This is a genomic window from Geodermatophilus sp. URMC 61 (assembly GCF_052931555.1).
Genome location: NZ_JBRFHZ010000002.1, coordinates 4,780,211 through 4,805,531 on the forward strand (window position 1 = coordinate 4,780,211; position 25,321 = coordinate 4,805,531).

Here is a 25,321-nt window from a genome sequence, read left to right on the forward strand (position 1 = left end):
TCCACCCCTGCCCACGGTGCGGGGCAGCGTCCGAGGAGGCGGGAGGACTGGTGTGCCGGCCCTTCCACCCCTGCCCACAGTGCGGGGCAGGGGTGGAAGGGCCGGGAGCGCCTGTACCTCAGCGGGGCCGGGGGCGGGTGGGGCTGGTTCAGAACGCCTTGCGCAGTCGCATGCTCAGCGGGCGGCCGTCGGGGTCGTCGACCAGGCGGTAGACCGGCGTCGCCCACAGCCGCGTGGGCAGCGACAGCCGCGGGGGGCGGTGCTCGCGCAGCCGGCCGCGCGGGCGCGGGCCGCGTCGTCCGCCGGCGTACCAGTCGTCCAGCGCCTCCGCCGACGCCTCCAGCGTCCGGACGAACGCGTCGGGGTCCAGCAGGTCGTCGTCCTCGCTGCCGTCGGCCGCCCGGTCCAGGTGCTCGCGCGCCAGCTCCAGGCGCAGGTCGCGGGCGAAGCTGCGGGCGCCGTCGCCGGCGCCGGCCGGGTCGCGGGGCTCCCGCGGGTCCCGGGTCGTGTCCAGGACGGCGGAGGAGAGCTCGCTGTCGTGGGTCCAGGAGCGTCGGTTGAAGTTGTCGCTGCCGACGCTGGCCCAGACGTCGTCCACCACGCAGACCTTGGCGTGCACGTAGACCGGCGTCCCGTCGTGGTTCTCCACGTCGAAGACGTGCACCCGGTTGCGCCCAGCCCGCTTGCACATCTCCAGCGCCTGCCAGCGCCCGACGTACTGCGACCGCTCCGCGACGGCGCCGTCCTGGTCGGGCACCCGCGGCACCACGACGACCAGGTGCAGCTCCGGGTTCTCCGCCAGCGCCCGGGCGAACAGCCGGGCGACGTCGGCCGACCACATGTACTGGTCCTCCAGGTAGACCAGCCGGCGGGCCTGCTTGATCGCCTTGGAGTACCCACGGGCCACCGAGCGCTCGCCACGAGGTGCGAAGTCGTACGGCGGTCGGATCGCCGGATAGGTGCGCAGGTTCTGCACCACGTGCGGACCGCACGGCGGCGGGGGCGGCAGCTGGGGCGGCAGCGGGTCGGGCTCCAGCCGTGCGTGGCGCAGCCGGTCGAGCACCCAGGCGATCGGGTTACCGGAGTCGGCGTTGGTCGGGTCGTCCCAGCGCTCGCGGAAGACGGTGTCCAGGACGCCGACCGTCGGCCCGCGCAGCAACAGCTGGACGTCGTGCCACGGCGGTGTCTCCCCGTACGCCGCGGACATCGCGAGCGACTGCGGGTCGCCGCGGTGCTCGGCGTCGTCCCGGCGGCTGTGGCACAGGTCGATCCCGCCGACGAAGGCGACGTCCTGGGTCGGGTCCTGGTCGTGCCGCAGGACGACGAGCTTCTGGTGGTGGCTGCCGCCGCGGCGCACCCGCTGGTCGAGGATCACCTCGCCGCCGCCGTGCTCGACCTCGTCGTCCAGCGCCCGGTTCTCCTCCGCGCTGAACGACATCCAGTCCACGTGCGAACGCCAGACCAGCCCGCGCACGCAGACGCCGCGGCGCACCGCGTCGGTGAACAGCTGGGCGACGGTCGGACCGCCCGGGCGCAGCTGCTCGTCGGGGTCGCCCCGCCAGTCGGTGAAGAACAGGTGGTCGCCGGCGTCCAGGCGCTCGACGCACTCGACGAGCCGGTCGAAGTAGGCCGCACCGTGCACGAGCGGCTCGACGAGGTTGCCCTCGGTGTAGGCGGGCAGGGCCGTCGCCGGGTTGCCGCGCTCCTCGGCGGTCAACAACCAGCGCTCGACGTCGTCCACCCGATGATCACACCGCCCTACTTAGAGGGACGCAAGCACGGCCGTCCCCGCGGACCTCGGTAGCCTGTGGACCCGTGGCCCTCGTCGTCCAGAAGTACGGCGGCTCGTCCGTCGCCTCCGCAGCGCACATCAAGCGCGTCGCCGAGCGGATCGTGGCGGCCAAGAAGGCGGGCAACGACGTCGTCGTCGTGGTGTCGGCCATGGGGGACACCACCGACGAGCTGCTCGACCAGGCCGCGCAGATCACCGACAACCCGGCCGGCCGCGAGCTGGACATGTTGCTCACGGCGGGTGAGCGCATCTCCATGGCCCTGCTGGCGATCGCAATCAACACCCACGGCTACGAGGCCCGGTCGTTCACCGGCTCGCAGGCCGGGGTGATCACGACCTCCAGCCACGGCAAGGCGCGGATCATCGACGTCACCCCCGGCCGGCTGCGGGACGCCCTCGACGACGGCTCGATCGTCATCGTCGCCGGCTTCCAGGGCGTCAGCCAGGACACCAAGGACGTCACCACGCTGGGCCGGGGCGGCTCCGACACGACCGCCGTGGCCGTCGCCGCCGCGCTGCAGGCCGACGTCTGCGAGATCTACACGGACGTCGACGGCGTCTTCACCGCCGACCCGCGGATCGTGCCCAACGCCCGGCGGCTGGACACGGTGACGTACGAGGAGATGCTCGAGCTCGCCGCCTCCGGGGCGAAGGTGCTCATGCTCCGCTGCGTCGAGTACGCCCGCCGCTACGGCATCCCGGTGCACGTCCGCAGCTCCTACTCCCAGCTCCCCGGCACAGTGGTGACCGGCTCGATGGAGGACCTCACGGTGGAACAGGCCATCATCACCGGCGTCGCGCACGACCGCTCCGAGGGCAAGATCACCGTCTTCGGGGTGCCCGACCGCCCGGGCGAGGCCGCGCAGCTGTTCCGCGTGCTCGCCGAGGCCGAGGTCAACGTCGACATGATCGTGCAGAACGTGTCGGCCGCGGCCAGCAAGCTCGCCGACATCTCCTTCACATTGCCCAAGAGCGACGGGCCGGCGGCGATCGCGGCGCTGGAGAAGGTCAAGCACACCATCGGCTACACCGACGTCACCTTCGACCAGCACATCGGCAAGGTGTCGCTGGTCGGCGCGGGCATGCGCTCGCACCCGGGCGTGTCCGCGCGCTTCTTCGGCGCGCTGGCCGACGCCGGTGTCAACCTGGAGCTGATCAGCACCTCGGAGATCCGCATCTCCGTGGTGTGCCGGGACACCGACGTGGACCTCGCCGTCCGCGCGGTGCACGACGCCTTCGACCTCGGCACCGACGAGGCGGAGGCGGTCGTCTACGGAGGGACGGGACGATGACGGGATCGACCGACAGCGGCCTGCGGGTCGGCGTCGTCGGCGCCACCGGCCAGGTCGGCGGCGTGGTGCGACAGCTCCTCGCCGAGCGGGGCTTCCCCCTCGCCGAGCTGCGCTTCTTCGCCTCCGCCCGCTCCGCGGGCAGCACCCTCCCGTGGGGGGACGGCGAGATCACCGTCGAGGACGCCGCGACCGCCGACCCCACCGGTCTGGACATCGCGATCTTCTCGGCCGGTGCGTCGACCTCGCGGGTGCAGGCGCCGCGGTTCGCCGAGGCCGGCGTGACGGTCATCGACAACAGCTCGGCCTGGCGCCGCGACCCCGACGTCCCGCTGGTCGTCAGCGAGGTGAACCCGCACGCGCTGGCGTCGATCCCCAAGGGGATCGTCGCCAACCCGAACTGCACCACGATGGCCGCGATGCCGGTGCTCAAGCCGCTGCACGACGAGGCGCAGCTGGTCCGCATCGTGGCCAGCACCTACCAGGCGGTCTCCGGCAGCGGCCTGGCCGGCGTCGAGGAGCTCGACACCCAGGTCAAGACGGTCGTCGACAAGGCGGCCGAACTCACCCACGACGGCTCGGCGGTCCCCTTTCCGGAGCCGGCGAAGTACGTCAAGCCGATCGCCTTCAACGTGCTGCCGATGGCCGGGTCGCTGGTCGACGACGGCACGTTCGAGACCGACGAGGAGCAGAAGCTCCGCAACGAGAGCCGCAAGATCCTCGACATCCCCGACCTGCGGGTGTCGGGCACCTGCGTGCGCGTGCCGGTCTTCACCGGGCACTCGCTGTCGCTCAACGTCGAGTTCGCCCGGCCGCTCACCGTCGAGCGGGCCACCGAGCTGCTGTCCTCCGCGCCCGGCGTGGAGCTCACCGCCGTCCCCACGCCGCTGCAGGCGGCCGGCCGCGACCCGAGCTACGTCGGCCGCATCCGGCAGGACCCGGGTGTCGACGGCGACCGCGGGCTGGCGCTGTTCGTCAGCAACGACAACCTGCGCAAGGGCGCCGCCCTCAACACCGTCCAGATCGCCGAGTTGATCCTGGCCGACCGCACGGCCTGAGAGCCGACCACCCACCTACGGCTTGACGTGGCGCAGCGCGAAGTCCAGGGCGACCTCCACCTGCCGGATGGTCTCCTCGATCACCAGCGAGCCGTGGCCGGCGTCGAAGCGGTACACCTCGTGCGGCTTGCCGAGCTCCACCAGGCGTGCCAGGTAGTTGTCGATCTGCCGGATCGGGCAGCGCGGGTCGTTGGCGCCGGCGACGACGAGCACCGGCGCGGCGAGCGCCTGCGCGTAGGTGATCGGCGAGGAGCGCACGTAGACGTCGCGCACCTCGTCCGGTGACCCGCCGAACAGCGCCCGGTCGTAGGCCCGCAGGCCCTCCATCTCGTCCTCGTAGGCGGCCAGGTAGTCGGCCACCGGCACCTCGGCGATCCCGGCGGCCCAGCGCTCCGGCTGGGTGCCCAGGCCGAGCAGGGTGAGGAACCCGCCCCACGACCCGCCCGAGATCAGCGCCCGCGACGGGTCGAGGAACCCCTCCTCGACAAGCGCGTCGTGGACGGCGGCGACGTCCTCGAGCTCGGTGAGCCCCGGACGGCCGGTGAGCGCGTCACGCCAGGCGCTGCCGTAGCCGGTCGAGCCGCGGTAGTTGACGTGCACGACGGCGTACCCGGCGTCGACGTAGGCGGCGCGGCGGGCGCGGTAGGAGTCGTCGTCGGCCGCCTCCGGGCCGCCGTGCACCAGGAACGCCGTCGCGTACGGTGCCGGTCCGGCCGGGCGCACCACCAGGGCGTGGATGTCGCCGCCGGGCCCGGGCACCCAGCGGTCCTCCACGGGGTAGGCGGCCGGCGGCTCCTCCCCGGGCGCGGCCAGGACCACCGGCCCGTCGGCGCGCCGGATCACCGGCGGACGCTGCGAGTTCGACCAGGCCAGCTCCACCGCGCCGTCCGGACGGGCGGTGGCCCCGCGGACGACGCCGCGCGGGGTGTCCAGCCGCTCCAGCGCGCCGCTGGCCAGGTCGTAGCGGTACAGCTCGCTGCGGGCGGCGTGGTCGTGGCCGACCAGCAGCGCCGAGCCGTCGGGGTACCAGCCGGCGGTCACGTCGCCGGGCAGGTCGAGCACGACCTCGGTCTCGGTGTCGCTGCCGACGTCCCAGACCAGCAGCTCCTCGCGGCCGCGCCGCTCGTGGCCGACCAGCAGCCGCCGGTCGCCGGGCAGGGGGGCGAACCCCAGCGCGTGCAGGCCGCGCCCCTCGCCGTCCCACTTCTCGGCGACGACCGAGGGCGCGTCCTCGGTGGTGGTGTCGGTGCGCAGCACCCGCAGTGCCGGGTAGCGCGGGTCCCCGTGCTCGGAGTGCGAGATGACCAGCAGGTCCTCGTCGTGGCTCAGTGCGTCGACCAACGCCGGGTCCTCGTGCCGGTAGACGACCCGCGGCGGGCCGCCGGACGGCGCCAGCCACAGCTCGGAGCCGTCGTCCGTCGAGCGGCCCATCGCCACCAGCCGGTGGCCGACCTCCAGACCCGCCGGGTAGGCCGGCCCCACCTCGGGGACGGCGACGCGGTCGTCCCCGCCGGCGAAGGGCTGGGTCATCCAGACGCCGAACTCGTCGCCGTCGGTGTCGGCGAACCACCAGATCGTCTCGCCGTCCGGGCTCAGCGTGCCGATCAGCGTGCCGTTGGCCCGGTCGGTCGCCTGCCGGTGGACGTCGGTGGTGCGGTCCCACGCGTACTGCTCGACGACGCCGCTGACATCGGAGGAGTACAGGTTGCGGTGCGGGGCCTCCAGCGCCCAGTCGGGCAGGCTCACCCGGGGCGCGCGGAAGCGGGCCTGCCAGCGGGCGGTGACCTCGGGGGAGAGGGCGGGGGCGGTCGGCTCGGCGGTCACGCAGGCTCCTCGCTGGCGCTCGTCGCCGCGTTCCCGCAGCGGTGCTGTGTCCGTGGGCGAGCTCGCACGCTCGCTCGCCGGCTCATCTTCCCCCGGCCCCGGCCCCGCTCCGGGCAGGGTCCTCGAGCCGGCGGGAGGTCTCCGCGGCGGCGTCGCGGATGTCGCCGATGAGCCGCTCCAGCACGTCCTCCAGCGCGACCAGGCCGAGGGTGCGCTCACCGTCCACCACCCGCCCCAGGTGCGCGCCGGAGTCGCGCATCGCCGTGAGCACGTCGGGCAGGGCGGCGCCGGGCTGCAGGGGGATGAAGGGGATGACGTGCTCGTCGGCGATCGGCCGGTCGCGGGCCGCGGCGTCCACGCCGAGCACGTCCTTGACGTGCACGAAGCCCAGCAGCGCGCCGTCGCCGTCCCGGACCGGGTAGCGGCTGAAGCCGTGCTCGGCGACGACCGCCTCCAGCTGCCGGGGCGTCGTCGGGCGCGGGACGGTGACCAGCCGGTCGAGGGGCAGCAGCACGGACTCCAGCTCGTCCCGGTCGAAGGTCAGCGCCCCGGCGGCCAGCTCGCCGACCTCGCTGCCCAGCCGGCCCTCCCGCCGCGACTGGTTGATCATCGAGCGGATCTCGGCCTCGTCGAAGCTGGCCGCCACCTCGTCGGTGGGCTGCACGCCGGCCAGCCGGACCAGCCCGTTCGCCGCGGCGTTGAACAGCCGGATCACCGGACCGAGCAGCCGGACGAACGCCGCCAGCGGCGGGCCGAGCAGCAGCGCGGCGCGGTCGGGCCCGGCGATGGTGATGTTCTTGGGCACCATCTCGCCGAGCACCATGTGCAGCACGGTCACGAGCGAGAGCGCGATGACCAGCGCGATCGGGTGCAGCAGCCCCTCGGGGACGCCGAGGGCGGCCATCGGCGCCTCGATCAGGTGCGCCACCGCGGGCTCGCCGACCGCGCCCAGGCCCAGCGAGCACAGCGTGATGCCCAGCTGGGCGCCGGCCATCATCGAGGACACGTTGCGCATCGCCCGGATGGTCTTGCGGGCCCGCGTCGAGCCGGCCGCCGCCCGCGGCTCCAGCTGGTCGGGCCGGGCGGTGACCAGCGCGAACTCCGCGGCCACGAAGAAGGCGTTGCCCAGCAGCAGCGCCACCAGCACCAGCAGGCTGAGGACGTCGGTCACGCCGCGGGCTCCTTCTCGGTCTCGGTCTCCACGAGCCGGACGGCGGTCGCCCCGGACGCGTACCCCTCGCGCATGCGGGCCCGCACCCGGGCCACGCGCCGCCCCTCGAGGGTCTCCACGGTCAGCTCCCCGCTGTCGACGGGCACCGTGTCCCCGACCTCGGGCAGCCGTTGCAGCTGCTCGGCCAGGTAGCCGCCGAGCGTCTCGTAGCGGCCCTCGGGCACCGGGACGCCGGTGCGTTCACGGACCTCGTCGGGCCGCAGCAGCCCCGACAGCAGCCAGGTCCGCTCGTCGACCCGGCGCAGCAGCCGCAGCGGGCGGTCGCTCTCGTCGGCGATCTCGCCGACGACCTCCTCCACGATGTCCTCCAGCGTCACGATGCCGTGCGTGGCGCCCCACTCGTCGACGACCAGGGCCATCTGCAGGCCCTCCTCACGCAGCAGGTCGAGCAGCCGCTCGACCCGCAGCAGCGACGGGACCGTGAGGATCGGCACGGCCAGCGCCTCGGCGGGGACGACGTCCCGGCGGTCCTCGGGGACGCCGACGGCGTGCTTGACGTGCACCAGCCCGGTGACCTCGTCGAGGCCGGCGCCGTAGAGCGGGAAGCGGGAGGAACCCGAGACCACGGCCGCGGCGAGGACGTCGGCGGCCGTGGCGTCGGCGCGCAGCGCCCACATCTGCGTGCGCGGGGTCATCACGTCGGCGGCGACCTTGTCACGCAGCGCCAGCGAGCGCTCCAGCAGCCGGGCCGCCCGCGGCGAGAGGTCGCCCTCCTCGGCCGACCGGCGGGCCACCGCGGCCAGCTCGTCGGCGCCCCGCGCGGACTCCAGCTCCTCGCGGGGCTCGAAGCCCAGCCGCCGGACGATCGCGTTGGCCAGGGCCTGCAGCGCGTGCACGACGACGCCGGTGACCCGGGTGAAGGCGCGCATCCCCGGGGCCACCGCGGCCGCGACCGGCAGCGGTCGGGCGATGGCCAGGTTCTTGGGCCCCAGCTCGCCGAGCAGCATCTGCAGCGTGGTGGCCAGGGCCAGCGCCAGGCCGTAGGAGAGGCCGGTGACCCACCCCGAGGGCAGGCCGGCCGCCTCCAGCGGGCCGCGCAGCAGGTGGCCCAGCGCGGGCTCGGCGAGGTAGCCGACGACGAGCGTGGTGATCGTGATGCCCAGCTGGGCGGCGGAGAGCTGGGTGGACAGGGTGCGCAGTGCCGCGAGGACCCCGCGGGCCCCGCGGTCCCCGGACGCCGCGGCCTGCTCGGCCCGCCCGCGGTCGACCGTGGTCAGGGAGAACTCGGCGGCCACGAAGAAGCCCGTCAGTGCCGTGAGGAGCACGGCGGCGAGGAGGAGCAACCACTCGGTCATCGGGGGGCACGGTGCCCGGATGCGGCCATCGCCAACCCATGACGCGGCGCACCGACCCCCGGGACGACTCAGGGGCCGCCTCGCGGCGGCCCCTGAGCAGTGTCGGGGTGACAGGATTTGAACCTGCGACCTCGTCGTCCCGAACGACGCGCGCTACCAAGCTGCGCCACACCCCGAGGCGTGCGGCGACCACTGTACCGTCCCGCTCCCCGCGGCCCCTCCGCAGGGGGAAGGACCCCCTCCTCCCCACTCCTCGCAGGCTCGGGGCGACCCCGGGAGCGGGCCGAGCGGTGGGGTCAGGGGGCTTCCTCAGCCCGGGCGGGCGGTGAGAGTGAGCAGCGTCGCCTCCGGCGGACAGGCGAAGCGGGCCGGTGCGTAGGGGCTGGTGCCCAGGCCGGCGGAGACGTGCAGCCAGGAGCCGTGCGGGTTGCCCGCCGACGGCTCGGCCCAGCGGTGCAGCCAGCGGACCCGGGCGCGGTCGATGCCGCAGTTGGTCACCAGCGCGCCGTAGAAGGGCACCCGCAGCTGCCCGCCGTGGGTGTGGCCGCACAGCAGCAGGTCGTGGCCGTCGGCGGCGAAGCGGTCGAGCACCCGGGGCTCGGGGGAGTGCGCCAGCCCGATGCGCAGGTCCGCGGTGCGGTCGGCGGGCCCGGCCACCAGGTCGTAGCGGTCGCGCCGGAGGTGCGAGTCGTCGACGCCGGCGAAGACGATCCGCCGCCCGGCCACCGTGAGCTCGCCGCGGGCGTTGGTGAGGTCGATCCAGCCCCGGGCGGCGAGCGCGTCCCGCAGGTCCCGCCAGGGCAGCTCGTCGCCGTGCACCCGCTCGTGGTCCCGCTTGAAGTACTTCAGCGGGTTCTTCGGCCGGGGCGCGTAGTAGTCGTTGCTCGCCATGACGAAGGCGCCCGGCAGGTCCAGCAGCGGCTCCAGGGCGCGCAGCGTCCCGGGCACCGCGTCGTGGCCGGCCAGGTTGTCCCCGGTGTCCACCACCAGGTCCGGCTGCAGCTCCGCCAGCGAGGCCACCCACTCCTGCTTCGACCGCTGCCCGGCGGTCATGTGCAGGTCGGACAGGTGCAGCACCCGCAGCGGCGCCGAGCCGGGCGCCAGGACCGGGACGTCGAAGCGGCGCAGCGTCCAGCGGTTGCGCTCGTAGAGGGAGGCGTAGGCGATCCCCGCGGTCGCGGACCCGAGGACGGCGGCCGGGAGGGCTGTGGTCACGCGCACGACAACCCAGACTACGGGCGCCGCCGGAGAGCGCCGTGCGAGGCCGGGGACGTGGCCGAGCGTGCGAGGTCACCAGGGACACAGCGTTGTCGGCACGACACCGACGAGCGCAGCGAGGAGGATCTCGCCGTGTCCGACCTCAAGGAACAGCTGCGCGCCGACCTGACCACCGCGATGAAGTCCCGCGACGAGCTGCGCACCGCCACGCTGCGGATGGTGCTCGCCGCGGTCAGCGCGGAGGAGGTGGCGGGCAAGGAGGCCCGCGAGCTCAGCGACGACGAGGTGCAGGCGGTGCTGCGCCGCGAGGCCAAGAAGCGCCGGGAGGCCGCCGATGCCTTCGCCACCGCCGGCCGCACCGAGCAGGCCGACCGGGAGCGGGCGGAGGGGGACGTGGTCGCCGCCTACCTGCCCGCGCAGCTGGAGGACACCGACCTCGCCGCGCTCGTCGCCGACGTCATCACCCGCACCGGCGCCAGCGGCATGAAGGACATGGGCCGGGTCATGGGCGCGGTGCAGAAGGAGGTCGCCGGCCGGGCCGAGGGCGGCCGGGTGGCGGCCGAGGTCCGCCGCCAGCTTGGCTGAGGAAGGACCCCGTCCTCCCCACCCCTCGTGAGCTTGGGACGGGGCCGGGGGAGCAGCGGCCGGGCCGGCCGGCGGACCGGGTCAGGGGGCCGCCGGCCGGGGTTCCCAGGAGCCGCCCCCTGCTGGGCGTGCGGTCCCCGGCCCCTCGCGCGGGAACCGCAACGGGTCGTGCACCGGTGAAGACGTCGTCCCGTGGTGCGGCTGACGAGGGCTGCCGGGCCGTTCCTCCGGCGTCCGCCGCGGTCTTCCCACTGGTGGGGCCGCGGTGCGCCGCCCCGGCGCGCCAGCAGGACCGTCCGACGCGACCCCGATCCGTCGTCATGCGGGGACGACGAGAGCGTCCACACGGCGTGGCGGCCCGTCGGGGCGACCCGAGCGGCCTCCCGGGCGTACCGTCTCGCGGATGGCGGCCGTCGAGCCGGTGCGGAGCCCGGGAGGTGACTGCGGGTCTGCGGACGTCGCAGCGCTCATCCCGCTGGTCCGCCGGATCGTGGCGTCCCGCGTCCCCGACCAGGCGACCGCCGACGACCTGGTCCAGGAGACCCTGACCCGCGTCCTCGCCGCCGCCGGCCGGGTGGAGCCGGGGATGCTGGAGCCCTACGCGATCGTGACGGCGCGCAACGTCGTCGCCTCGATGTGGCGGGACCAGGACCGGCAGCGACGGCACCAGCACCGCGTGGTCGACCTGCGGCCACCCGAGGCGCCCGACGAGGACGTCCTCGCCCGCGAGGACCGCGCCGCCGTCGCGGAGGCCCTCACCCGGCTGTCCGACCGCGAGCGGGCGACGCTGCTGGCCCACGAGGTCTCCGGCCAGGACACCCGGTCACTGGCGGCCGAGCTCGGGTCCACCGCGGGTGCGGTGGCCGCCCAGCTCAACCGCACCCGCGCCCGGCTGCGGGTGGAGTACCTGCTGGTCTCCGAGCGGGTGGAGCCGCCGACGGAGCGCTGCCGTCCCGTCCTGCTGGCCATGTCCAGCGGCGACCGCCGTCGCCAGCGCGAGGTCGACGCCGCCCGCCACCTGCTCGAGTGCGACCTGTGCGCGCGGCTCTCCGAGCCCCTGATGGGGCGCGCACGGTCCCGGGACGACGCCGTGCGTGTCGCCGTGCGCGCCGACGCCGACGTCGTCGCCGCCCGGCAGGCCGCTCGTGAGGTCGCCACCCGGCTCGAGTTCTCCACCACGGACGTCACGCTCATCGCGACGGCGGTGTCGGAGATCGCCCGCAACATCGTGCGCTTCGCCGACTCCGGCGAGGTCGTCGTGACCGAGCTGCAGGAGCCGCGGGCGGGGATCTCCATCGTCGCCCGCGACGCCGGCCCGGGGATCCCCGATGTCGACCAGGCGCTGCAGGACGGCTACAGCACCTACCAGGGGCTCGGCCTGGGGCTACCGGGTGCCCGACGGCTGATGGACGAGTTCGCGGTGGTCTCCGAGACCGGCCGCGGCACGACGGTGACCATGACGAAGTGGCGGGGAGAGGCATGACGAGGTACGAGGACCCGAGCGTCACCGTGGCCCAGACGGACGCCACGGGCGACCTCGACGGGGAGGCCCTCCTCCCGCAGCTGGTCGCGCACCTGCGCGAGCACCGCACCCGGCTCCGCCAGGAGTGGGTCGGCCGCATCCAGGAGACCCACCTCCTGCAGGCGATGACCGGCCAGGAGATGTCCGCCGAGACCACGCTGGTCTACGACAACTACGTCGAGGTCCTGGAGACCGGCAGCGTGGAGGCACTGAAGCACTACGCCCGCGACCTCTCCGAGCGGATCATCCCGCGCGGCGTGGAGACGCACGAGGTCGTCGGCATCGTGCTCCTGCTGCGCGACGTCCTGGCCAGGTCGCTGTTCGAGAAGTACCAGCGGGACTTCGGGTTGCTCAACCGGGTGCTCGACGCCTACGAGCCGGCGGCCAACCGGATCGCCAACACGGTGGCCGTCAGCTTCGTCGAGGAGCGCGAGCGGGTCATCCGGCAGCAGCAGGACGCCATCCGTGAGCTGTCCACGCCGGTGTTGCCGGTCCGCGAGCGGCTGCTGATCCTGCCGATCATCGGGGTGCTGGACCGGGAACGCGCCCGGCAGCTGACCGTGCAGCTGCTCAGCGGCATCCGCACGCACCGGGCCAAGGTGGTCGTCGTCGACATCACCGGCGTCCCGGACGTCGACGAGTCCGTCGCCAACAACCTCGTGCGGACGGTGGACGCCTCGCGGCTGATGGGTGCCAGCGTGATCATCACGGGGCTGTCCCCGGAGATCGCCCAGACGCTGGTCACCATCGGCGTCGACCTGTCGAAGATGAACACCATCGGCGACCTCCAGGGCGGCCTCGAGGAGGCCGAGCGGCTCCTGGGGTACTCGGTGTCCCGCGAGAACGGGAACGGTGGGCCGTGAACGACAGCCCGCGGCTCTTCTCGATCCTGCGGCAGGGCCCGTACCTGATCGCGTCGATCCACACCGCCCTGGACGACTCCCAGTTGGTGCGGTTCCAGCGGGACCTCGTGGAACGGATCGGCTCCGACCGCGCGCGGGGGGTCGTCATCGACGTCGCCGCGCTCGACGTCCTGGACTCCTTCGGGTCCCGGACACTGCGGGACATCGCCGAGATGGCCCGGCTGCGCGGAGCGGCGACCGTGGTCGTCGGGATCCAGCCGGACGTCGCGTTCGCCATGGTGGAGCTCGGCATGGACGCCGGCGGGGTGGTCACGGCACTCGACCTGGAGGAGGGCCTGGCCGAGCTGGACCAGGACGTCGCGGCACCACCGGCGCCGCGGACGTGACGGCACGCGAGACCCTGCTCCGCGACTACCGGGCCGCGTTCCTGCGGTACCTGTCGCGGCACGAGGAGTCCGCGCTGGACACCGGCTACCGGCTGGGGCGCGGTGCGCTGGCCGGCGGCCGGAGCCTGCTCGACGTCGTCCAGGTCCACCACGAGGTCCTCACCGAGGTGCTCCGGGACAGTCCGGCCGAGGAGGTGCCCCTCATCGCCCGATCGGCGTCGGACTTCCTCCTCGAGGTGCTGGCCAGCTACGACATGGCGCGGCGCGGCCCCTGAACGACACGGCCCCTGAACGACACGGCCCCTGAACGACACGGCCCGCGTCATCTCCGCACCCCGGGCGCGTCCTCCTCTGCGACAGAGCACCGTCGATCGCGAGGAGGTGGCGACCGTGAGCGTGTGCGGCCCCGTCGACAGCCCCCCGTCCCGGGCCTCCGGATCACCCGGTGGGTGTTCGATGCCGCCCCGGCCGCCGTTCGAGGACCGCCGGGAGATGCTCGACCTGCTGCGCCGGTTCGCCGTCCACCTGGAGACCGCCAACGTGCTGGACGACCGGGCCGGGCGGTGCACCGACCCCCACCTCGCCGCGGTGCTGCGGGAACGCGCCAAAGCCCGCCGGGGGATGGCGGACCGCCTGCGGGCCGAGCTCCTCCGGCAGGGCGTCACCGTCGTCCAGAGCCGTCCCCCGGACACGGGCGGAGAGCACGGCGGGGACTGACACCGCCGGCCGGGGCCCGGTCCGCCGACCGTCGGCCCCCGCAGGAGTCGCTCAGCCGTTCCCGCCGATGACGCCGCCCACGGGCTCGTCGCCGGCACCGACCGCAGTCGCCGGCGGCTGCGCGGCCGGGTCCACGGGAGCGGGCGCGACAGCGGCCGGGTCCGCGGGAGCCGGCGGGACAGCGGCGGGGTCCACGGGAGCCGGCGTGGCCGCGGCGTCCGGCGCCGTCCGGGTCGCCGCCGGAGCCGCAGGAGCGGGCGCAGGGGCCCCGTCGCCCACCGGGCCGGCCGCCGGGAACGCCGAGGTCGGCTTGTCCGCCAGGAACGGCGCCATCGCGTTGCGCCAGATGGTCGCCGGCATGTTGCCGCCGAAGCCGCCGACGTCCTGCTGGGCCTTGGGGTTGAACACCATCACGCTGGCCGCGTACTCGGGCATGAAGCCCACGAAGGCCACCGAGTCCCGGCCCTGCGACGTACCGGTCTTGCCGGCGATCTGGTGACCCGGGATGGCCGCCCGGGTCCCGGTGCCGGCGGGGGAGGCGACGTCACCGACGAGGATCTGGCTGAGCGTGTTGGCGATCGCCGGCGGGACCGACTCGGGCGTGCAGTTGTCGTCGCGGACCACCGGCTGACCGTCGTCCCCCCTCAGGGGCTGCCCGGTGCGGTCGAGGACCTGCACGACGGGCGTCGGCTCGCACATGGTGCCCTCGGCGCCGAGGGTCGCGTAGGCGTTGGCCAGGTCGAGCGGGCTGGTGGCCTCGGCGCCGAGGGTGAACGACCCCCGGTTCTCGTCGATGATCTGGTCGGCCGGCGTCTGGTTGGGCGCCTGGTCGAAGCCCATGCCCATCCGCTCGGCCATGCGCACCGGGCCCTCGACGCCGCCGAGGCGGTCCTCCAGCGCGAGGAAGTAGGTGTTCGACGAGCGGACCAGCGCGCCCACCATGTCCAGGGTGTCCGGGTAGTTGCCGGCGTTCTCGACGCAGTACATGCCGTTCGACCGCTCGCGGTCGCCGCCGCACGAGGGGCCGCGGAACACGCGCGAGGTGTACCGGTTGCCCGGCGTGCTGATGACGGTGCTGGCCGGGATGCCCGCCTCCAGGGCGGCGGCGGCCGTGAAGACCTTGTAGGTGGACCCCGCACCCTTGCTGGCCGCCGTGTGGAGGACGACGGACTCGCACTGCGGGTCGGAGCACCCGTACTGCCGGTTGACGCTCATCGCCAGGACGTTGCCGGTGCCGGGCTCGATGGCGGTGAACATCCCAGCGAGCTCGTCGCCCATCGGCAGGGTCTGGAGCACCGACTGGTCACCGGCGCGCTGCAGGTCCGGCTGGAGCGTCGTCTGGATCGTCAGGCCACCGTTGTCGATGAGCTCCTGGCTCAGGCCCAGCGTGCGGGTGAGGTGGTCGGCGACGTAGGCGCAGAAGAAGCCGCCGACGGTGGCGTCGATGCAGCCGTTGGGCGGGGCGGCGCCCGGCGCCACCTGCACCGGCTGTGCCGAGATCTCGGCGAACTGCGCCTGGTCGATCTGGCCGAGGTCCAGCATCCGCTGCAGCACCTGGTTGCGGCGGTCGAACGCGTTCTCCGGGTTGGTGATCGGGTCGTCGTTGGACGGGCTCTGCACCAGGCCGGCGAGCATGGCCGCCTGCGGCAGGGTCAGGTCGGCCGCGTCGACGCTGAAGTAGCGCTGCGCCGCGGCCTGCACGCCGTAGGCGCCCTGCCCGAAGTACACGAGGTTGAGGTAGCGCGTGAGGATCTCGTCCTTGGAGTACTCCTCCTCCAGCGCGAGGGCCATCCGCGCCTCCCGCAGCTTGCGGCCCACGCTCTCCTCGGTGGCCGCCTGCCGCTCCTCGGCGGTGTCGGCGGTCTGCGCGAGGGTCTGCTTGACCAGCTGCTGGGTCAGCGTCGAGCCGCCCTCCTGCACCGAGCCGGCCGCCACGTTGGTCGCCAGCGCGCGCAGGGTGCCCTGCACGTCGAGGCCGTTGTGCTCCTCGAAGCGGGAGTCCTCGATCGCGACCAGCGCCTGCTTCATGACCGGGGCGATCCGGTCGGAGGCCACCGGGGTCCGGTTGTCCCGGTAGAACATCGTGATCAACGACCCGTCGGCCGCCAGCACGCGGGTGTTGCCCGGGGGCGTCTCGTCGGTCAGCTCGACCGGCAGGGCGTCGAGCAGCGAGGCGGAGTTGCGCGCGGCGAGACCGGTGCCGCCCACGAACGGCAGCAGCATGCCGGCGACCAGGGCACCGGCGAGGACGATCGTCGCGGCGAGCTTCGCCAGGACCCGGGCGCGATCGGGGGCGTCGGCAGACATCGGGCGCCAATGTACGTGGCGCCGAGCTGTCAGGCGTCCGCGCTCAGCGACGGCGCGCGGGCAGGATCCGCCGCCGCGGGACCCCCGTCGGCGTGTCACCGTCCGGGGCGGTCAGCGCGTCGGCCATGCCGCGCAGCCCGTCGAGGTCGTGCACGTCGCCGGCGGCGGCCGGCACGGTGCGGACGGCGACCTCCGGGTGGGCGCTGGTGAACCGGTCGGCCAGGTGCTGCTCGCGGGTGGCCTGCGTCATCCGCTCGGCGTGCACGCGCAGTGCCCCGGCAGCGAGCTCGGCGTCCTCACCCCCGGACTCCAGGACCTCCTCGGCGGCCCCCTCGGCGCGCGTGGCCGACAGCGCCGTCGTCGTCGGGGGGTGGGTGCGGTTGAGCACCAGCCCGGCCAGCGGCATCTGCTCGGCCGAGAGCCGGTCGACGAAGTAGGAGGCCTCCCGCAGCGCGTCGGGCTCCGGCGTCGCGACGACGAGGAACCAGGTGCCCGGCCGGCGCAGCAGCTCGTAGGTGGCCGTCGCCCGCTCCCGGAAACCGCCGAACATGGTGTCCAGCGCCGCGACGAAGGAGGAGATGTCGCGCAGCAGCTGCCCGCCGAGGATCTTGGAGATGATCCGGCTGAAGAACATGAAGCTCGCGCTGGCGATCTTGAAGCCGGTCCGGCTCGGGGCGGTGAGCAGCCGGATCATCGTGCCGTCGAGGAAGCGGCTCATCCGGTTCGGGGCGTCGAGGAAGTCCAGCGCCGACCGCGACGGCGGGGTGTCGACGATGATGAGGTCCCAGCGGTCGCCGGCCCGCAGCTGACCCAGCTTCTCCATCGCCATGTACTCCTGCGTCCCGGCGAAGGACGAGGACAGCGCCTGGTAGAAGGGGTTCTCGAAGATCTGCTGCGCTCGTTCGGGCGTGGAGTGCGCCACGACGATGTCGTCGAACGTGCGCTTCATGTCCAGCATCATCGCGTGCAGCTCGCCCCGGGCCCCCGGCACGTCGACCCGCCGCGGCTCGTTGTCCAGCTCCACCAGGCCCAGCGACTGGGCCAGCCGGCGCGCCGGGTCGATCGTGAGGACGACGACGGTGCGGCCGGCCTCCGCCGCGGCCAGCGCCAGCGCCGCCGACGTCGTCGTCTTGCCCACGCCGCCGGCGCCGCAGCAGACCACGATCCGGGTGTCGGGGTCGGTGACCAGCTCGGCGAGCTCGAGCGGCAGGGCCTCCGGCGCGGCCGGTGCGGGCGGGCGCGGGTGCCGGCGGGTGCGCTCGGTCGTCTGCGTCATGCCGCCACCTCGGTCCGCAGGTGCTCCTCCAGCCGGCCGGCGAGCTGGAACAGCGCGCCGAGGTCGATGGGGCCGGGCAGCAGCGGCAGCTCGACGATCGGGCGGCCGAGCGCCTCGACCTCGTCGCGCAGCTCGTCCTGGGCGGCCCAGCGCCGGGCGTGCTCGGTGGCCTCGGCGGCCAGCGCGTCGGCCAGCCCCGGGACGTCGTGCAGCCCCGCCACGGCCAGCGCCGGGGCCAGGTCGGCGCCCCTCAGCCCGTCGTCCGCGGCGCGCGTGAGCGCCAGCTCCGGCAGTGCCGGCTCGGCGGCCATGTTGACCACCACCGACCCCACGGGCAGCCCGGCGGCGGTGAGCTCGGCGATGGCGTCGGCGGTCTCCTGGACCGGCATGTCCTCGAGCAGCGTCACCAGGTGCACCGCCGTCTGCGGCGACTTGAGCACGGCCATCACGCCGTCGCTCTGCGTCTTGATCGGCCCGGAGCGGGTCAGCCCGGCCATCTCGCCGGTGACGTTGAGGAAGCGGGTGATGCGGCCGGTCGGTGGTGCGTCGACGACGACGGCGTCGTAGACCGGGCGGCCGTCGTGGCGGCGGGTCACCGCCTCCTTGACCTTGCCGGTGAGCAGCACGTCCCGCAGGCCCGGGGCGATCGTCGTGGCGAAGTCGACGGCGCCCACCCGGCGCAGCGCCCGGCCCGCCCGGCGGAGGTTGTAGAACATCTCGAGGTACTCGAGGAGGGCCTCCTCGACGTCGATGGCCAACGCCCTGACCTCACCGCCGCCGCGGGCCACGGCGACCCGCCGCTCCTCGTAGGGCAGCGGCGGGGTGTCGAACAGCTGGGCGATGCCCTGCCGACCCTCGGTCTCGACGAGCAGCACCTGGCGGCCGTCGGCGGCCAGGGCCAGGGCGAGGGCCGCGGCGACCGTGGTCTTCCCGGTCCCACCCTTCCCGGTGACGACGTGACAGCGCACGGAGGAGGGGGCCGGACTCACGGACACGAGCCTAGAAGTCGAAGGACCCTCCTGCCCCCCGCCGTTCGTCGAAGGACCCCGTCCCTCCCAGCCCTCGCAGGCTCGGGTGAGCCTCCGGACGGGGCCGGGACGAGGGCGGAGGGCTGCGCTAGCGTCGCGCCCATGAGCGAACCGGCCCGCGTCAAGTGGGAGTACGCCACCATCCCGCTGCTGATCCACAACACCAAGGCGATCCTCGACTCGTGGGGGGTCGACGGGTGGGAGCTGGTCACCGTGCTGCCCGGCCCCGGAGGGGCCGACCAGCCCGTGGCCTACCTCAAGCGCCCCGTCGGCTGACCGGGTCATGACGGGCCCCCAGACCTCCAGGTGGCACGCCCGGCTGGCCGAGCTCGGCATCCGGCTGCCCTCGGTCGCCGCACCGGTCGCCGCCTACGTCCCGGCGGTGCGCAGCGGCCAGCTCGTCTTCACCTCCGGCCAGCTGCCCTTCGTCGACGGCGGCCTGCGCCGCACCGGCAAGGTCGGCGGCTCGGTCGACCCCGAGGACGCCGCACACGACGCCAAGCTGTGCGCCCTCAACGCCCTCGCCGCGATCGACGACCTGGTGGGGCTCGACGAGGTGGCCCGCGTCGTGCGGGTCGTCGGCTACGTGGCCAGCGCGGAGGGCTTCACCGGCCAGCCGCGGGTGGTCAACGGCGCCAGCGAGCTGCTCGGCCGGGTCTTCGGTGACGCCGGCCGGCACGCGCGCAGCGCCATCGGTGTGGCCGAGCTCCCGCTGGGCGCTCCCGTCGAGGTCGAGCTCACGGTCGAGTTGAGGTGAGCGCGGAGCCCAAGCAGGCGGCGACCGTGCTGCTGCTGCGGGACGGCACCCCGGGCCTGGAGGTCTACCTGCTCCGGCGCACCCGTGGCATGCCCTTCGCCGGGGGGATGACCGCCTACCCGGGCGGCGGCGTCGACCCGCGGGACGGCGACGTCGAGACCGCGTGGGCCGGACCGTCCCCCGCCCAGTGGGCGCACGCGTTCGGCTGCGACGAGCGGACCGCGCGCGAGCTGGTCTGCGCGGCGGTCCGCGAGACGTTCGAGGAGGCCGGCGTGCTGCTCGCGGGCACGGCCGACGGCGGGGACGTCGTGCCGGACGTGTCAGGGGATGAGTGGGAGGCGCAGCGCCAGGCCCTGCTCGCCCGGGAGCTGTCGCTCGCCGAGCTGCTCGCCGACCGCGGGCTGGCGCTGCGGTCGGACCTCCTGCGGCCCTTCGCGCACTGGATCACCCCGCCGGCCGAGCCGCGGCGCTACGACACCAAGTTCTTCGCCGCGGCGCTCCCGGTCGGTCAGGAGGCCCGGCACGTCACCGGGGAGGCCGACGAGGTGACCTGGCTGACGCCGTCCGCGGCGCTGGCCGAGATGACCGCCGGCACGCGGCCGATGCTGCCGCCGACGATCCACACCCTCGGGCAGCTGAAGCCCTTCCCCGACGTGGCCGCCGCGCTGGCCGGGTCACCGCCGGAGCCGCTGCACCCGATCTGCCCGCACTTCGACGACGAACCGGACGGCCGTTGGGCCGTGCTCCCCGACGGCACCCGCATCCGCCTGGTCGTGCCGCTTCCCTCGTGATCGCGCGGGAAGGGCCCCATCCCGATCGGTGATGGGGCCCCTCTCGCGCCATGGCGGAGTACGTGCGTCAGCGCGCGCGGCGGCGCAGGCGCTCCTCGTCGAGGACGACGACCGACTTGCCCTGCAGCTGGATCCAGCCGCGGTGCACGAAGTCGGCCAGTGCCTTGTTCACGGTCTCGCGCGAGGCGCCGACCAGCTGGGCCAGCTCCTCCTGCGTCAGGTCGTGCTTGACCCGCAGGCCCTCCCCCTCACGGCTGCCGAACCGGTCGGCCATCTGCAGCAGCGCCTTGGCGACCCGGCCCGGGACGTCGGTGAAGATCAGGTCGGCGACCGAGTCGTTGGTGCGGCGCAGGCGCCGGGCCAGCACGTGCAGCAGCCGCTCGCCGACCTCGGGGTGCGCCTCGATCCACGGGCGCAGCACCGACTGCGGCATGCGGGCCATCTTGACGTCGGTGACCGCGGTGGCGGTCGCGGTGCGCGGGCCGGGGTCGAAGACCGAGAGCTCACCGAACTGGTCGGAGGGGCCCATCACGGCCAGCACGTTCTCGCGGCCGTCGGGCGACCGGCGGGAGAGCTTGATCTTGCCGGAGATGATGATGTAGAGGCTGTCGCCCGGCTCGCCCTCGTTGAACACCACGCGGCCGCGCGGGAGCGTCACGGTCTCCAGGCGGCTCACGACCGGGTCCACCGCGTCCTCCGGCAGCCCCTGGAAGAGCCCCGACTGGGCCAGCACCTCGTCCACTACGCGTCCTCTCGCACACCCACCTGGGAGGGCCGGCGCGCGGCCGGGCCCGGTCGAGCGCCACGTCTCCGCAGCGCCGTACGGGGTGAGTCTAGGGGCCTGTGCGGATCGTCACCCGATCGGACGCCCACGCCGCCACCCCCAGGGGTGAGCAACCGGGCTCCTCAGGACGTCCCCGAGCCCGGAGGGCCCGCCCCCAGCTCGTGAGGGCTGGGGGTCCTTCCACGAGCGGTGGGGGCAGGGGTCCTCAGACGACGGGCGGCTCGGCCTCCCGGCGCACCCGTGACCTCCGGCGACGCCGCCAACGGGCCATGGCGCGGCGGATACCGGAGTTGGCCAGCGTGTCGACCTCGCCGCTGCTCGCGGTGGAGAGGAACTCGGCCACCTCGCGGGGGCCGGCCGGCCGGCGCAGCGGCTCCTCGACGCGCTCCATCACCAGCAGGAAGGCGATGACCAGGGGCGGGAACAGGATGACGCTGAGGGCGACCACCGGGCCTCCTCTCTCTCCTCGTCGCAGGACGCGGACCGGACGGACCGGCTCGCGCCAGCACTCCTGTGTACCCCGGGGCGTCGCAGGGGAAGCCCGGCGACCGCGGTCGCGATGATGGCACGGGCCCTGTCAGCCGATCCGCCTACCCTCGACCGCGTGTCCTCGCCCGCCTACGCCCGGCCCGTCCCGCCGCGCGCCCGCCGTGCCGCTGCTCGGGGCGGCTCCCCGTTCGACCCGCAGGAGACGCCGCTGGCGCGCACCCGGCGGGCCCGGCGGATGGCCCGCGAGCTGGCGCTGATCCACCCCGACGCGCACTGCGAGCTCGACTTCACCACCGCCTTCGAGCTGCTGGTGGCCACGGTGCTCTCGGCGCAGACGACCGACAAGACGGTCAACCGGGTCACCCCGACGCTGTTCGCCAAGTACCCCGACGCCCGAGCCCTGGCCGGCGCCGACCGCACGGAGCTCGAGGAGATCCTCAAGCCCACCGGCTTCTTCCGCGCCAAGGCCAACTCGGTGCTCGGCCTCGCCCAGGCGCTGCTCGAGCGGTTCGACGGCGAGGTGCCCGGCCGGATGGAGGACCTGGTCACCCTGCCCGGCGTCGGCCGCAAGACCGCCAACGTCGTCCTGGGCAACGCCTTCGACGTCCCCGGGCTGACCGTCGACACGCACTTCGGCCGGCTGGTCCGGCGGTTCGGCTGGACGGCGGAGGAGGACCCGGTCAAGGTCGAGGCCGAGGTCGCCGAGCTCATCCCCAAGCGCGACTGGACCATGTTCAGCCACCGGGTGATCTTCCACGGCCGGCGGGTCTGCCACGCCAAGAAGGCAGCCTGCGGCGCGTGCGGCCTCGCCCGGTGGTGCCCGTCGTACGGCATCGGCCCGACCGACCCGGAGGTCGCCACGAAGCTGGTCAAGACCCCGGCCGCCTCCGACACCGAATGAGCGCCCACAGCACCAGGACGGCGGCCGGTGCCCTGGCGCTCGGGGTCGCGCTCGCCGGGTGCACCTCGGGCGCCGCGGACGAGCCGGGCGGCACGGCGGCGTCCCCGACGCCCGACCCGCTGGCGGCGCTGGCACCCTGCCCGGAGCAGCCCGATCGTCCGGCCGAGGGGGCCGAGACGCTGCCGGCCCTCGACCTGCCCTGCCCGGGCGGCGGCTCGCTCGACCTCGGCCGCGCCCCCGGCGTCCCCACCGTGGTGAACCTCTGGGCCAGCTGGTGCGGCCCCTGCCGGGAGGAGCTGCCGCTGGTCCAGCAGCTGGCCGACGCCGGTGCCGACCGGCTGTCGGTGGTCGGCGTCATCAGCAAGGACGGCGCCCCGCAGGCCGGGTCCTTCGCCGCGGACGCCGGGGCCACCTTCCCCAGCGCCTTCGACGGGGAGGGCGAGCTGATGGCCGAGCTGGGCCTGGGCGCGCTGCCCTACACCTACCTCCTCGACGCCGACGGCGGGATCGCGCACGTCCAGGTGGGACCGGTCGCCGACCTCGCCGAGCTGGAGGGCCTGGTCGCCGAGCACCTCGGGGTGACGCTGTGACCGGCGCGCCCGCCCCCGACCCCACGCTGCCGGAGTACCTGCGCCGGTTGCTCGCCGCGGGCCAGGACCTGCCGCTGCGTCACCGGATGCCCCGGCCGACTGCGACCGCCCGGCGTTCGGCGGTGCTCATCCTCTTCGGAGAGGGCCCGCGCGGTGCCGACGTCCTGCTGATCGAGAAGTCCGCGCACCTGCGCACGCACGCCGGACAGCCCGCCTTCCCCGGCGGTGGCGCCGACCCCGGCGACGACTACCCGGTGGGCACGGCGCTGCGGGAGGCCGAGGAGGAGGCCGGCATCGACCCCGACGGCGTCCGCGTGCTCGCCACGCTGCCGGAGCTCTTCCTCGGGCCCTCGGACAACCTCGTGGTGCCGGTCGTGGGCTGGTGGGACGACCCGCGCGAGGTCACCGTGGGCGACCCCCGTGAGGTGGCCCGGGTGGCGCGGGTGCCGCTCGCCGACCTCGCCGACCCGGCCAACCGCTTCCGCATCCGCCACCCGTCGGGCTACGTCGGCCCCGCGTTCGGCGTCGCCGGCATGGTCGTCTGGGGCTTCACCGGCGGCCTGCTCGACGCGATCCTCGAGGCCGCCGGGCTGGCCCGGCCCTGGGACGTCACCGACGTGCGGGCGCTGCCGCCGCTCGGGGCTCGCCGCCCGCAGCTGCCCGGCACCCTGGACCCGGTGGACGACGAGGACGCCGCCGCGCCGACGGTGGCCGACCCCGCACCCGACGGCCCTCCGGCGCGTACGGTTCCCCCGCGATGAACGGCAGAAGGAGAAGGACCCCGTCCTCCTCACCGGGGGAGGACCCCGTCCTCCCCACCCCTCGCAGGCTCGGGGCGGTGCCCTGGACGGGGCCGCGGCGGGCCTCGGGAGGGGGCCGCTCGGGACGGGGCCGGGGTCACTGCAGGAACGCCGCTGTGGTCGCCGCCGCAGTGGTCCTGCTCACCGGCTGCGGTGGCGGCGGCGGGACGGCCGGGCAGGAGGCGGCGCCGTCGTCCGGACCGGCACCGGGCACGGTGACCACCGCGCCCGACGGCGTCCAGGAGGTGACCCTGCGGACGCAGGACGACTACGTCTTCACCCCCGACTCCTTCACCGTCGCGCCGGGTGAGGTGCGGCTGACCGTGGTGAACGCCGCCCAGCAGACGACCCACAACCTGCGCTTCACCCCGGGCGACGGCCCCGAGGCGATCCAGCCCGAGATCCCGCTGCTGGCGCCGGGGGAGAGCCGCACGATCGAGTTCGCCGTGACCGCGCCCGGCGACTACGGCTTCGAGTGCAGCTTCCACACCCAGCTCGGGCAGTTCGGCACCATGACGGTCAGCGGCTGAGCACCGCCATGTCGATCGTCGACCTCGTCCTCATCGGGCTGGCCCTGCTCTTCGCCTTCTCCGGCTTCCGGCAGGGGGTGATCGTCTCGGCCACCTCGTTCTTCGGCTTCTTCGGCGGCGCGGTCCTCGGCGCGCAGCTGTCCCGGCCGGTGGCCGACCGGCTCGACGGGACGGCGACCACGCGGGTGTTCGCGGCGCTGGTCGTCGTCCTCGCCGCGGCGCTGCTGGGGCAGGTGCTGGCCGGCGCGATCGGCCGGGCGGTGCGCCGCCGCGTGACGTGGCAGCCGGCCGAGATCGTCGACTCGGTGGCCGGCGCGGTGCTGTCGGCGGTCGCGGTGCTGCTGGTCGCCTGGATGGTGGCCACCCCGCTGGCCAACGCACCGTTCCCCCAGGTCTCCAGCCAGGTGAAGCAGTCGGCACTGGTGCAGGCGGTCGACCGCACCGTCCCGGACGGCATCCGCGGGGTCTACGACTCGCTGCGGGAGGCGATCGACCGCAACGGGCTGCCCGACGTCCTGGACCCGCTGACCCCCACGCAGGTCTCGGACGTCGCCGCGCCGGACCCGGCCCTCCGGGACAGCCCGGTCGTGCAGTCCGTGGCCGGCTCGGTGGTGCAGATCAGCGGCGTCGCGCCGTCGTGCTCCCGGCAGATCGACGGCTCCGGCTTCGTCTACGCGCGGGAGCGGGTGATGACCAACGCGCACGTGCTCGCGGGCGTCGCCGACCCGGTCGTGACCGCGGAGGGTGAGGAGTACGAGGCGGTCCCGGTGTACGTCGACGAGGAGACCGACATCGCCGTGCTCGCCGTCCCCGGGTTGCCGCAGATCCCGCTGTCCTTCTCATCGGAGTCGGCCGCCTCCGGCGACAGCGCGATCATCATGGGCTACCCCGGCGGCGGCGGGCTGTTCGTCGGCCCGGCGCGGGTGCGCGACCACACCGACATCAGCGGGCCGGACTTCCGCAACGAGCAGACCGTGGTCCGCGACGTCTACGCGCTCTACGGCGAGGTGCGCGCCGGCAACTCCGGCGGCCCGCTGTTCGACCCGCAGGGGCAGGTGCTCGGCGTCGTCTTCGCCTCGGCCATCGACGACCCGCTCACCGGCTACGCGCTCACCCACGAGCAGGTCCAGGCCGCCGCCGTGACCGGCCAGGCCTCGTCGTCCCCGGTCGCGACGGGCGCCTGCGAGTAGGCCCCGTCCAGGGCACCGCCCCGAGCGTGCGAGGGGTGGGGAGGACGGGGTCCTTTCTCGTTCGCAGGCGCGCGGCGGGCTCTGCAGGGGGCCGTTCG

Annotated in this window: 26 protein-coding genes and 1 tRNA gene; 16 read left to right on the forward strand and 11 right to left on the reverse strand. The window is 74.5% G+C overall.

Annotated features, from left to right (window positions below):
* Positions 1-148: 148 nt before the first annotated feature.
* Complete coding sequence (locus tag ACU610_RS22285; protein WP_446769873.1) at positions 149-1,741, reverse strand: phospholipase D family protein; 1,593 nt, start codon at positions 1,739-1,741, stop codon at positions 149-151.
* Between the two features lie 74 nt (positions 1,742-1,815).
* On the opposite strand from ACU610_RS22285, the gene ACU610_RS22290 reads away from it, so the two are divergent.
* Both ACU610_RS22290 and ACU610_RS22295 read left to right on the forward strand, forming a co-directional pair.
* Positions 1,816-3,084 (forward strand): aspartate kinase, encoded by a 1,269-nt coding sequence (locus tag ACU610_RS22290; protein ID WP_446769874.1) that lies wholly within the window; start codon positions 1,816-1,818, stop codon positions 3,082-3,084.
* Positions 3,081-4,139, forward strand: a complete 1,059-nt coding sequence (locus tag ACU610_RS22295; protein WP_446769875.1) for an aspartate-semialdehyde dehydrogenase — start codon at positions 3,081-3,083, stop codon at positions 4,137-4,139. The genes ACU610_RS22290 and ACU610_RS22295 overlap by 4 nt, the downstream gene beginning before the upstream one ends.
* Before the next feature lie 15 nt (positions 4,140-4,154).
* Here the strand turns inward: ACU610_RS22295 and ACU610_RS22300 are convergent, their stop codons facing one another.
* The 5 genes from ACU610_RS22300 to ACU610_RS22320 form a co-directional block, all read right to left on the reverse strand.
* Positions 4,155-5,963 carry a prolyl oligopeptidase family serine peptidase gene (locus ACU610_RS22300; protein ID WP_446769876.1) on the reverse strand — a complete coding sequence of 603 codons (1,809 nt, stop codon included), beginning with the start codon at positions 5,961-5,963 and terminating at the stop codon, positions 4,155-4,157.
* A gap of 82 nt (positions 5,964-6,045) precedes the next feature.
* Positions 6,046-7,134 (reverse strand): hemolysin family protein, encoded by a 1,089-nt coding sequence (locus tag ACU610_RS22305; protein ID WP_446769877.1) that lies wholly within the window; start codon positions 7,132-7,134, stop codon positions 6,046-6,048.
* On the reverse strand, positions 7,131-8,489 hold the full coding sequence (locus ACU610_RS22310) for a hemolysin family protein (protein WP_446769878.1): 1,359 nt from the start codon (positions 8,487-8,489) through the stop codon (positions 7,131-7,133). Before ACU610_RS22310 ends, ACU610_RS22305 begins: the two co-directional genes overlap by 4 nt.
* A gap of 102 nt (positions 8,490-8,591) precedes the next feature.
* A tRNA-Pro gene (locus ACU610_RS22315) sits at positions 8,592-8,665 on the reverse strand.
* Between the two features lie 133 nt (positions 8,666-8,798).
* Positions 8,799-9,704 carry a metallophosphoesterase gene (locus ACU610_RS22320; RefSeq protein WP_446769879.1) on the reverse strand — a complete coding sequence of 302 codons (906 nt, stop codon included), beginning with the start codon at positions 9,702-9,704 and terminating at the stop codon, positions 8,799-8,801.
* Between the two features lie 135 nt (positions 9,705-9,839).
* Between ACU610_RS22320 and ACU610_RS22325 the strand changes: the two genes are divergently transcribed.
* From ACU610_RS22325 to ACU610_RS22350, 6 genes are all read left to right on the forward strand, one after another.
* Positions 9,840-10,292: a GatB/YqeY domain-containing protein gene (locus tag ACU610_RS22325; protein ID WP_446769880.1), complete on the forward strand. Its 453-nt coding sequence runs from the start codon at positions 9,840-9,842 to the stop codon at positions 10,290-10,292.
* 403 nt (positions 10,293-10,695) lie between these two features.
* Positions 10,696-11,775 (forward strand): sigma-70 family RNA polymerase sigma factor, encoded by a 1,080-nt coding sequence (locus ACU610_RS22330; RefSeq protein WP_446769881.1) that lies wholly within the window; start codon positions 10,696-10,698, stop codon positions 11,773-11,775.
* Positions 11,772-12,677 carry an STAS domain-containing protein gene (locus ACU610_RS22335; protein ID WP_446769882.1) on the forward strand — a complete coding sequence of 302 codons (906 nt, stop codon included), beginning with the start codon at positions 11,772-11,774 and terminating at the stop codon, positions 12,675-12,677. Before ACU610_RS22330 ends, ACU610_RS22335 begins: the two co-directional genes overlap by 4 nt.
* Entirely contained in the window at positions 12,674-13,063 is a 390-nt protein-coding gene (locus ACU610_RS22340) for an STAS domain-containing protein (protein ID WP_446769883.1), read from the forward strand. Before ACU610_RS22335 ends, ACU610_RS22340 begins: the two co-directional genes overlap by 4 nt.
* Positions 13,060-13,338 carry a phosphatase RsbU N-terminal domain-containing protein gene (locus tag ACU610_RS22345; protein WP_446769884.1) on the forward strand — a complete coding sequence of 93 codons (279 nt, stop codon included), beginning with the start codon at positions 13,060-13,062 and terminating at the stop codon, positions 13,336-13,338. Before ACU610_RS22340 ends, ACU610_RS22345 begins: the two co-directional genes overlap by 4 nt.
* A 181-nt stretch (positions 13,339-13,519) precedes the next feature.
* A complete protein-coding gene (locus ACU610_RS22350; RefSeq protein ID WP_446769885.1) occupies positions 13,520-13,780 on the forward strand; it encodes a hypothetical protein in 261 nt (86 codons plus the stop codon).
* A 51-nt stretch (positions 13,781-13,831) separates the two neighbouring features.
* Here the strand turns inward: ACU610_RS22350 and ACU610_RS22355 are convergent, their stop codons facing one another.
* From ACU610_RS22355 to ACU610_RS22365, 3 genes are read right to left on the reverse strand one after another with little or no spacing between them, the layout of a single operon-like run.
* A complete protein-coding gene (locus ACU610_RS22355; RefSeq protein ID WP_446769886.1) occupies positions 13,832-16,087 on the reverse strand; it encodes a transglycosylase domain-containing protein in 2,256 nt (751 codons plus the stop codon).
* Between the two features lie 43 nt (positions 16,088-16,130).
* Positions 16,131-17,363: an ArsA family ATPase gene (locus ACU610_RS22360; protein ID WP_446769887.1), complete on the reverse strand. Its 1,233-nt coding sequence runs from the start codon at positions 17,361-17,363 to the stop codon at positions 16,131-16,133.
* On the reverse strand, positions 17,360-18,352 hold the full coding sequence (locus tag ACU610_RS22365; RefSeq protein WP_446769888.1) for an ArsA-related P-loop ATPase: 993 nt from the start codon (positions 18,350-18,352) through the stop codon (positions 17,360-17,362). The genes ACU610_RS22360 and ACU610_RS22365 overlap by 4 nt, the downstream gene beginning before the upstream one ends.
* 141 nt (positions 18,353-18,493) lie before the next feature.
* Here ACU610_RS22365 and ACU610_RS22370 point away from each other — a divergent pair, with 141 nt between their 5' ends.
* The 3 genes from ACU610_RS22370 to ACU610_RS22380 are packed head-to-tail and all read left to right on the forward strand — an operon-like array spanning position 18,494 to position 19,939.
* Positions 18,494-18,667: a hypothetical protein gene (locus ACU610_RS22370; protein WP_198588161.1), complete on the forward strand. Its 174-nt coding sequence runs from the start codon at positions 18,494-18,496 to the stop codon at positions 18,665-18,667.
* 7 nt (positions 18,668-18,674) lie between these two features.
* Entirely contained in the window at positions 18,675-19,148 is a 474-nt protein-coding gene (locus ACU610_RS22375) for a RidA family protein (protein ID WP_446769889.1), read from the forward strand.
* Complete coding sequence (locus ACU610_RS22380; RefSeq protein WP_446769890.1) at positions 19,145-19,939, forward strand: NUDIX hydrolase; 795 nt, start codon at positions 19,145-19,147, stop codon at positions 19,937-19,939. Before ACU610_RS22375 ends, ACU610_RS22380 begins: the two co-directional genes overlap by 4 nt.
* Before the next feature lie 67 nt (positions 19,940-20,006).
* On the opposite strand, the gene ACU610_RS22385 is transcribed toward ACU610_RS22380, so the two are convergent.
* Positions 20,007-20,681, reverse strand: a complete 675-nt coding sequence (locus ACU610_RS22385) for a Crp/Fnr family transcriptional regulator (RefSeq protein ID WP_446769891.1) — start codon at positions 20,679-20,681, stop codon at positions 20,007-20,009.
* 247 nt (positions 20,682-20,928) lie between these two features.
* Positions 20,929-21,171, reverse strand: a complete 243-nt coding sequence (locus tag ACU610_RS22390) for a hypothetical protein (RefSeq protein WP_446769892.1) — start codon at positions 21,169-21,171, stop codon at positions 20,929-20,931.
* Between the two features lie 156 nt (positions 21,172-21,327).
* Here ACU610_RS22390 and nth point away from each other — a divergent pair, with 156 nt between their 5' ends.
* The 5 genes from nth (at position 21,328) to ACU610_RS22415 (ending at position 25,223) form a co-directional block, all read left to right on the forward strand.
* Positions 21,328-22,113 (forward strand): endonuclease III, encoded by a 786-nt coding sequence (nth, locus tag ACU610_RS22395; protein WP_446769893.1) that lies wholly within the window; start codon positions 21,328-21,330, stop codon positions 22,111-22,113.
* Positions 22,110-22,703 carry a TlpA family protein disulfide reductase gene (locus tag ACU610_RS22400; protein WP_446769894.1) on the forward strand — a complete coding sequence of 198 codons (594 nt, stop codon included), beginning with the start codon at positions 22,110-22,112 and terminating at the stop codon, positions 22,701-22,703. The genes nth and ACU610_RS22400 overlap by 4 nt, the downstream gene beginning before the upstream one ends.
* Positions 22,700-23,464: an NUDIX hydrolase gene (locus ACU610_RS22405; RefSeq protein ID WP_446769895.1), complete on the forward strand. Its 765-nt coding sequence runs from the start codon at positions 22,700-22,702 to the stop codon at positions 23,462-23,464. Before ACU610_RS22400 ends, ACU610_RS22405 begins: the two co-directional genes overlap by 4 nt.
* A 155-nt stretch (positions 23,465-23,619) precedes the next feature.
* The gene (locus tag ACU610_RS22410) at positions 23,620-24,033 is read left to right on the forward strand and encodes a plastocyanin/azurin family copper-binding protein (RefSeq protein WP_446769896.1); all 414 of its coding nucleotides are present in this window, start codon (positions 23,620-23,622) and stop codon (positions 24,031-24,033) included.
* 8 nt (positions 24,034-24,041) lie between these two features.
* Positions 24,042-25,223, forward strand: coding sequence for a MarP family serine protease (locus ACU610_RS22415; protein WP_446769897.1), 1,182 nt, complete (start codon positions 24,042-24,044; stop codon positions 25,221-25,223).
* Positions 25,224-25,321: the final 98 nt, after the last annotated feature.

Bases quoted from the DNA above. Each gene is read 5' to 3' on its own strand.
- ACU610_RS22295 (WP_446769875.1), top strand. From the start codon at position 3,081: ATGACGGGATCGACCGACAGCGGCCTGCGGGTCGGCGTCGTCGGCGCC.
- ACU610_RS22370 (WP_198588161.1), top strand. From the start codon at position 18,494: ATGAGCGAACCGGCCCGCGTCAAGTGGGAGTACGCCACCATCCCGCTG.
- ACU610_RS22415 (WP_446769897.1), top strand. From the start codon at position 24,042: ATGTCGATCGTCGACCTCGTCCTCATCGGGCTGGCCCTGCTCTTCGCC.
- ACU610_RS22335 (WP_446769882.1), top strand. From the start codon at position 11,772: ATGACGAGGTACGAGGACCCGAGCGTCACCGTGGCCCAGACGGACGCC.
- ACU610_RS22310 (WP_446769878.1), bottom strand. From the start codon at position 8,489: ATGACCGAGTGGTTGCTCCTCCTCGCCGCCGTGCTCCTCACGGCACTG.
- ACU610_RS22330 (WP_446769881.1), top strand. From the start codon at position 10,696: ATGGCGGCCGTCGAGCCGGTGCGGAGCCCGGGAGGTGACTGCGGGTCT.
- ACU610_RS22350 (WP_446769885.1), top strand. From the start codon at position 13,520: ATGCCGCCCCGGCCGCCGTTCGAGGACCGCCGGGAGATGCTCGACCTG.
- ACU610_RS22360 (WP_446769887.1), bottom strand. From the start codon at position 17,363: ATGACGCAGACGACCGAGCGCACCCGCCGGCACCCGCGCCCGCCCGCA.
- ACU610_RS22400 (WP_446769894.1), top strand. From the start codon at position 22,110: ATGAGCGCCCACAGCACCAGGACGGCGGCCGGTGCCCTGGCGCTCGGG.
- ACU610_RS22375 (WP_446769889.1), top strand. From the start codon at position 18,675: ATGACGGGCCCCCAGACCTCCAGGTGGCACGCCCGGCTGGCCGAGCTC.
- ACU610_RS22355 (WP_446769886.1), bottom strand. From the start codon at position 16,087: ATGTCTGCCGACGCCCCCGATCGCGCCCGGGTCCTGGCGAAGCTCGCC.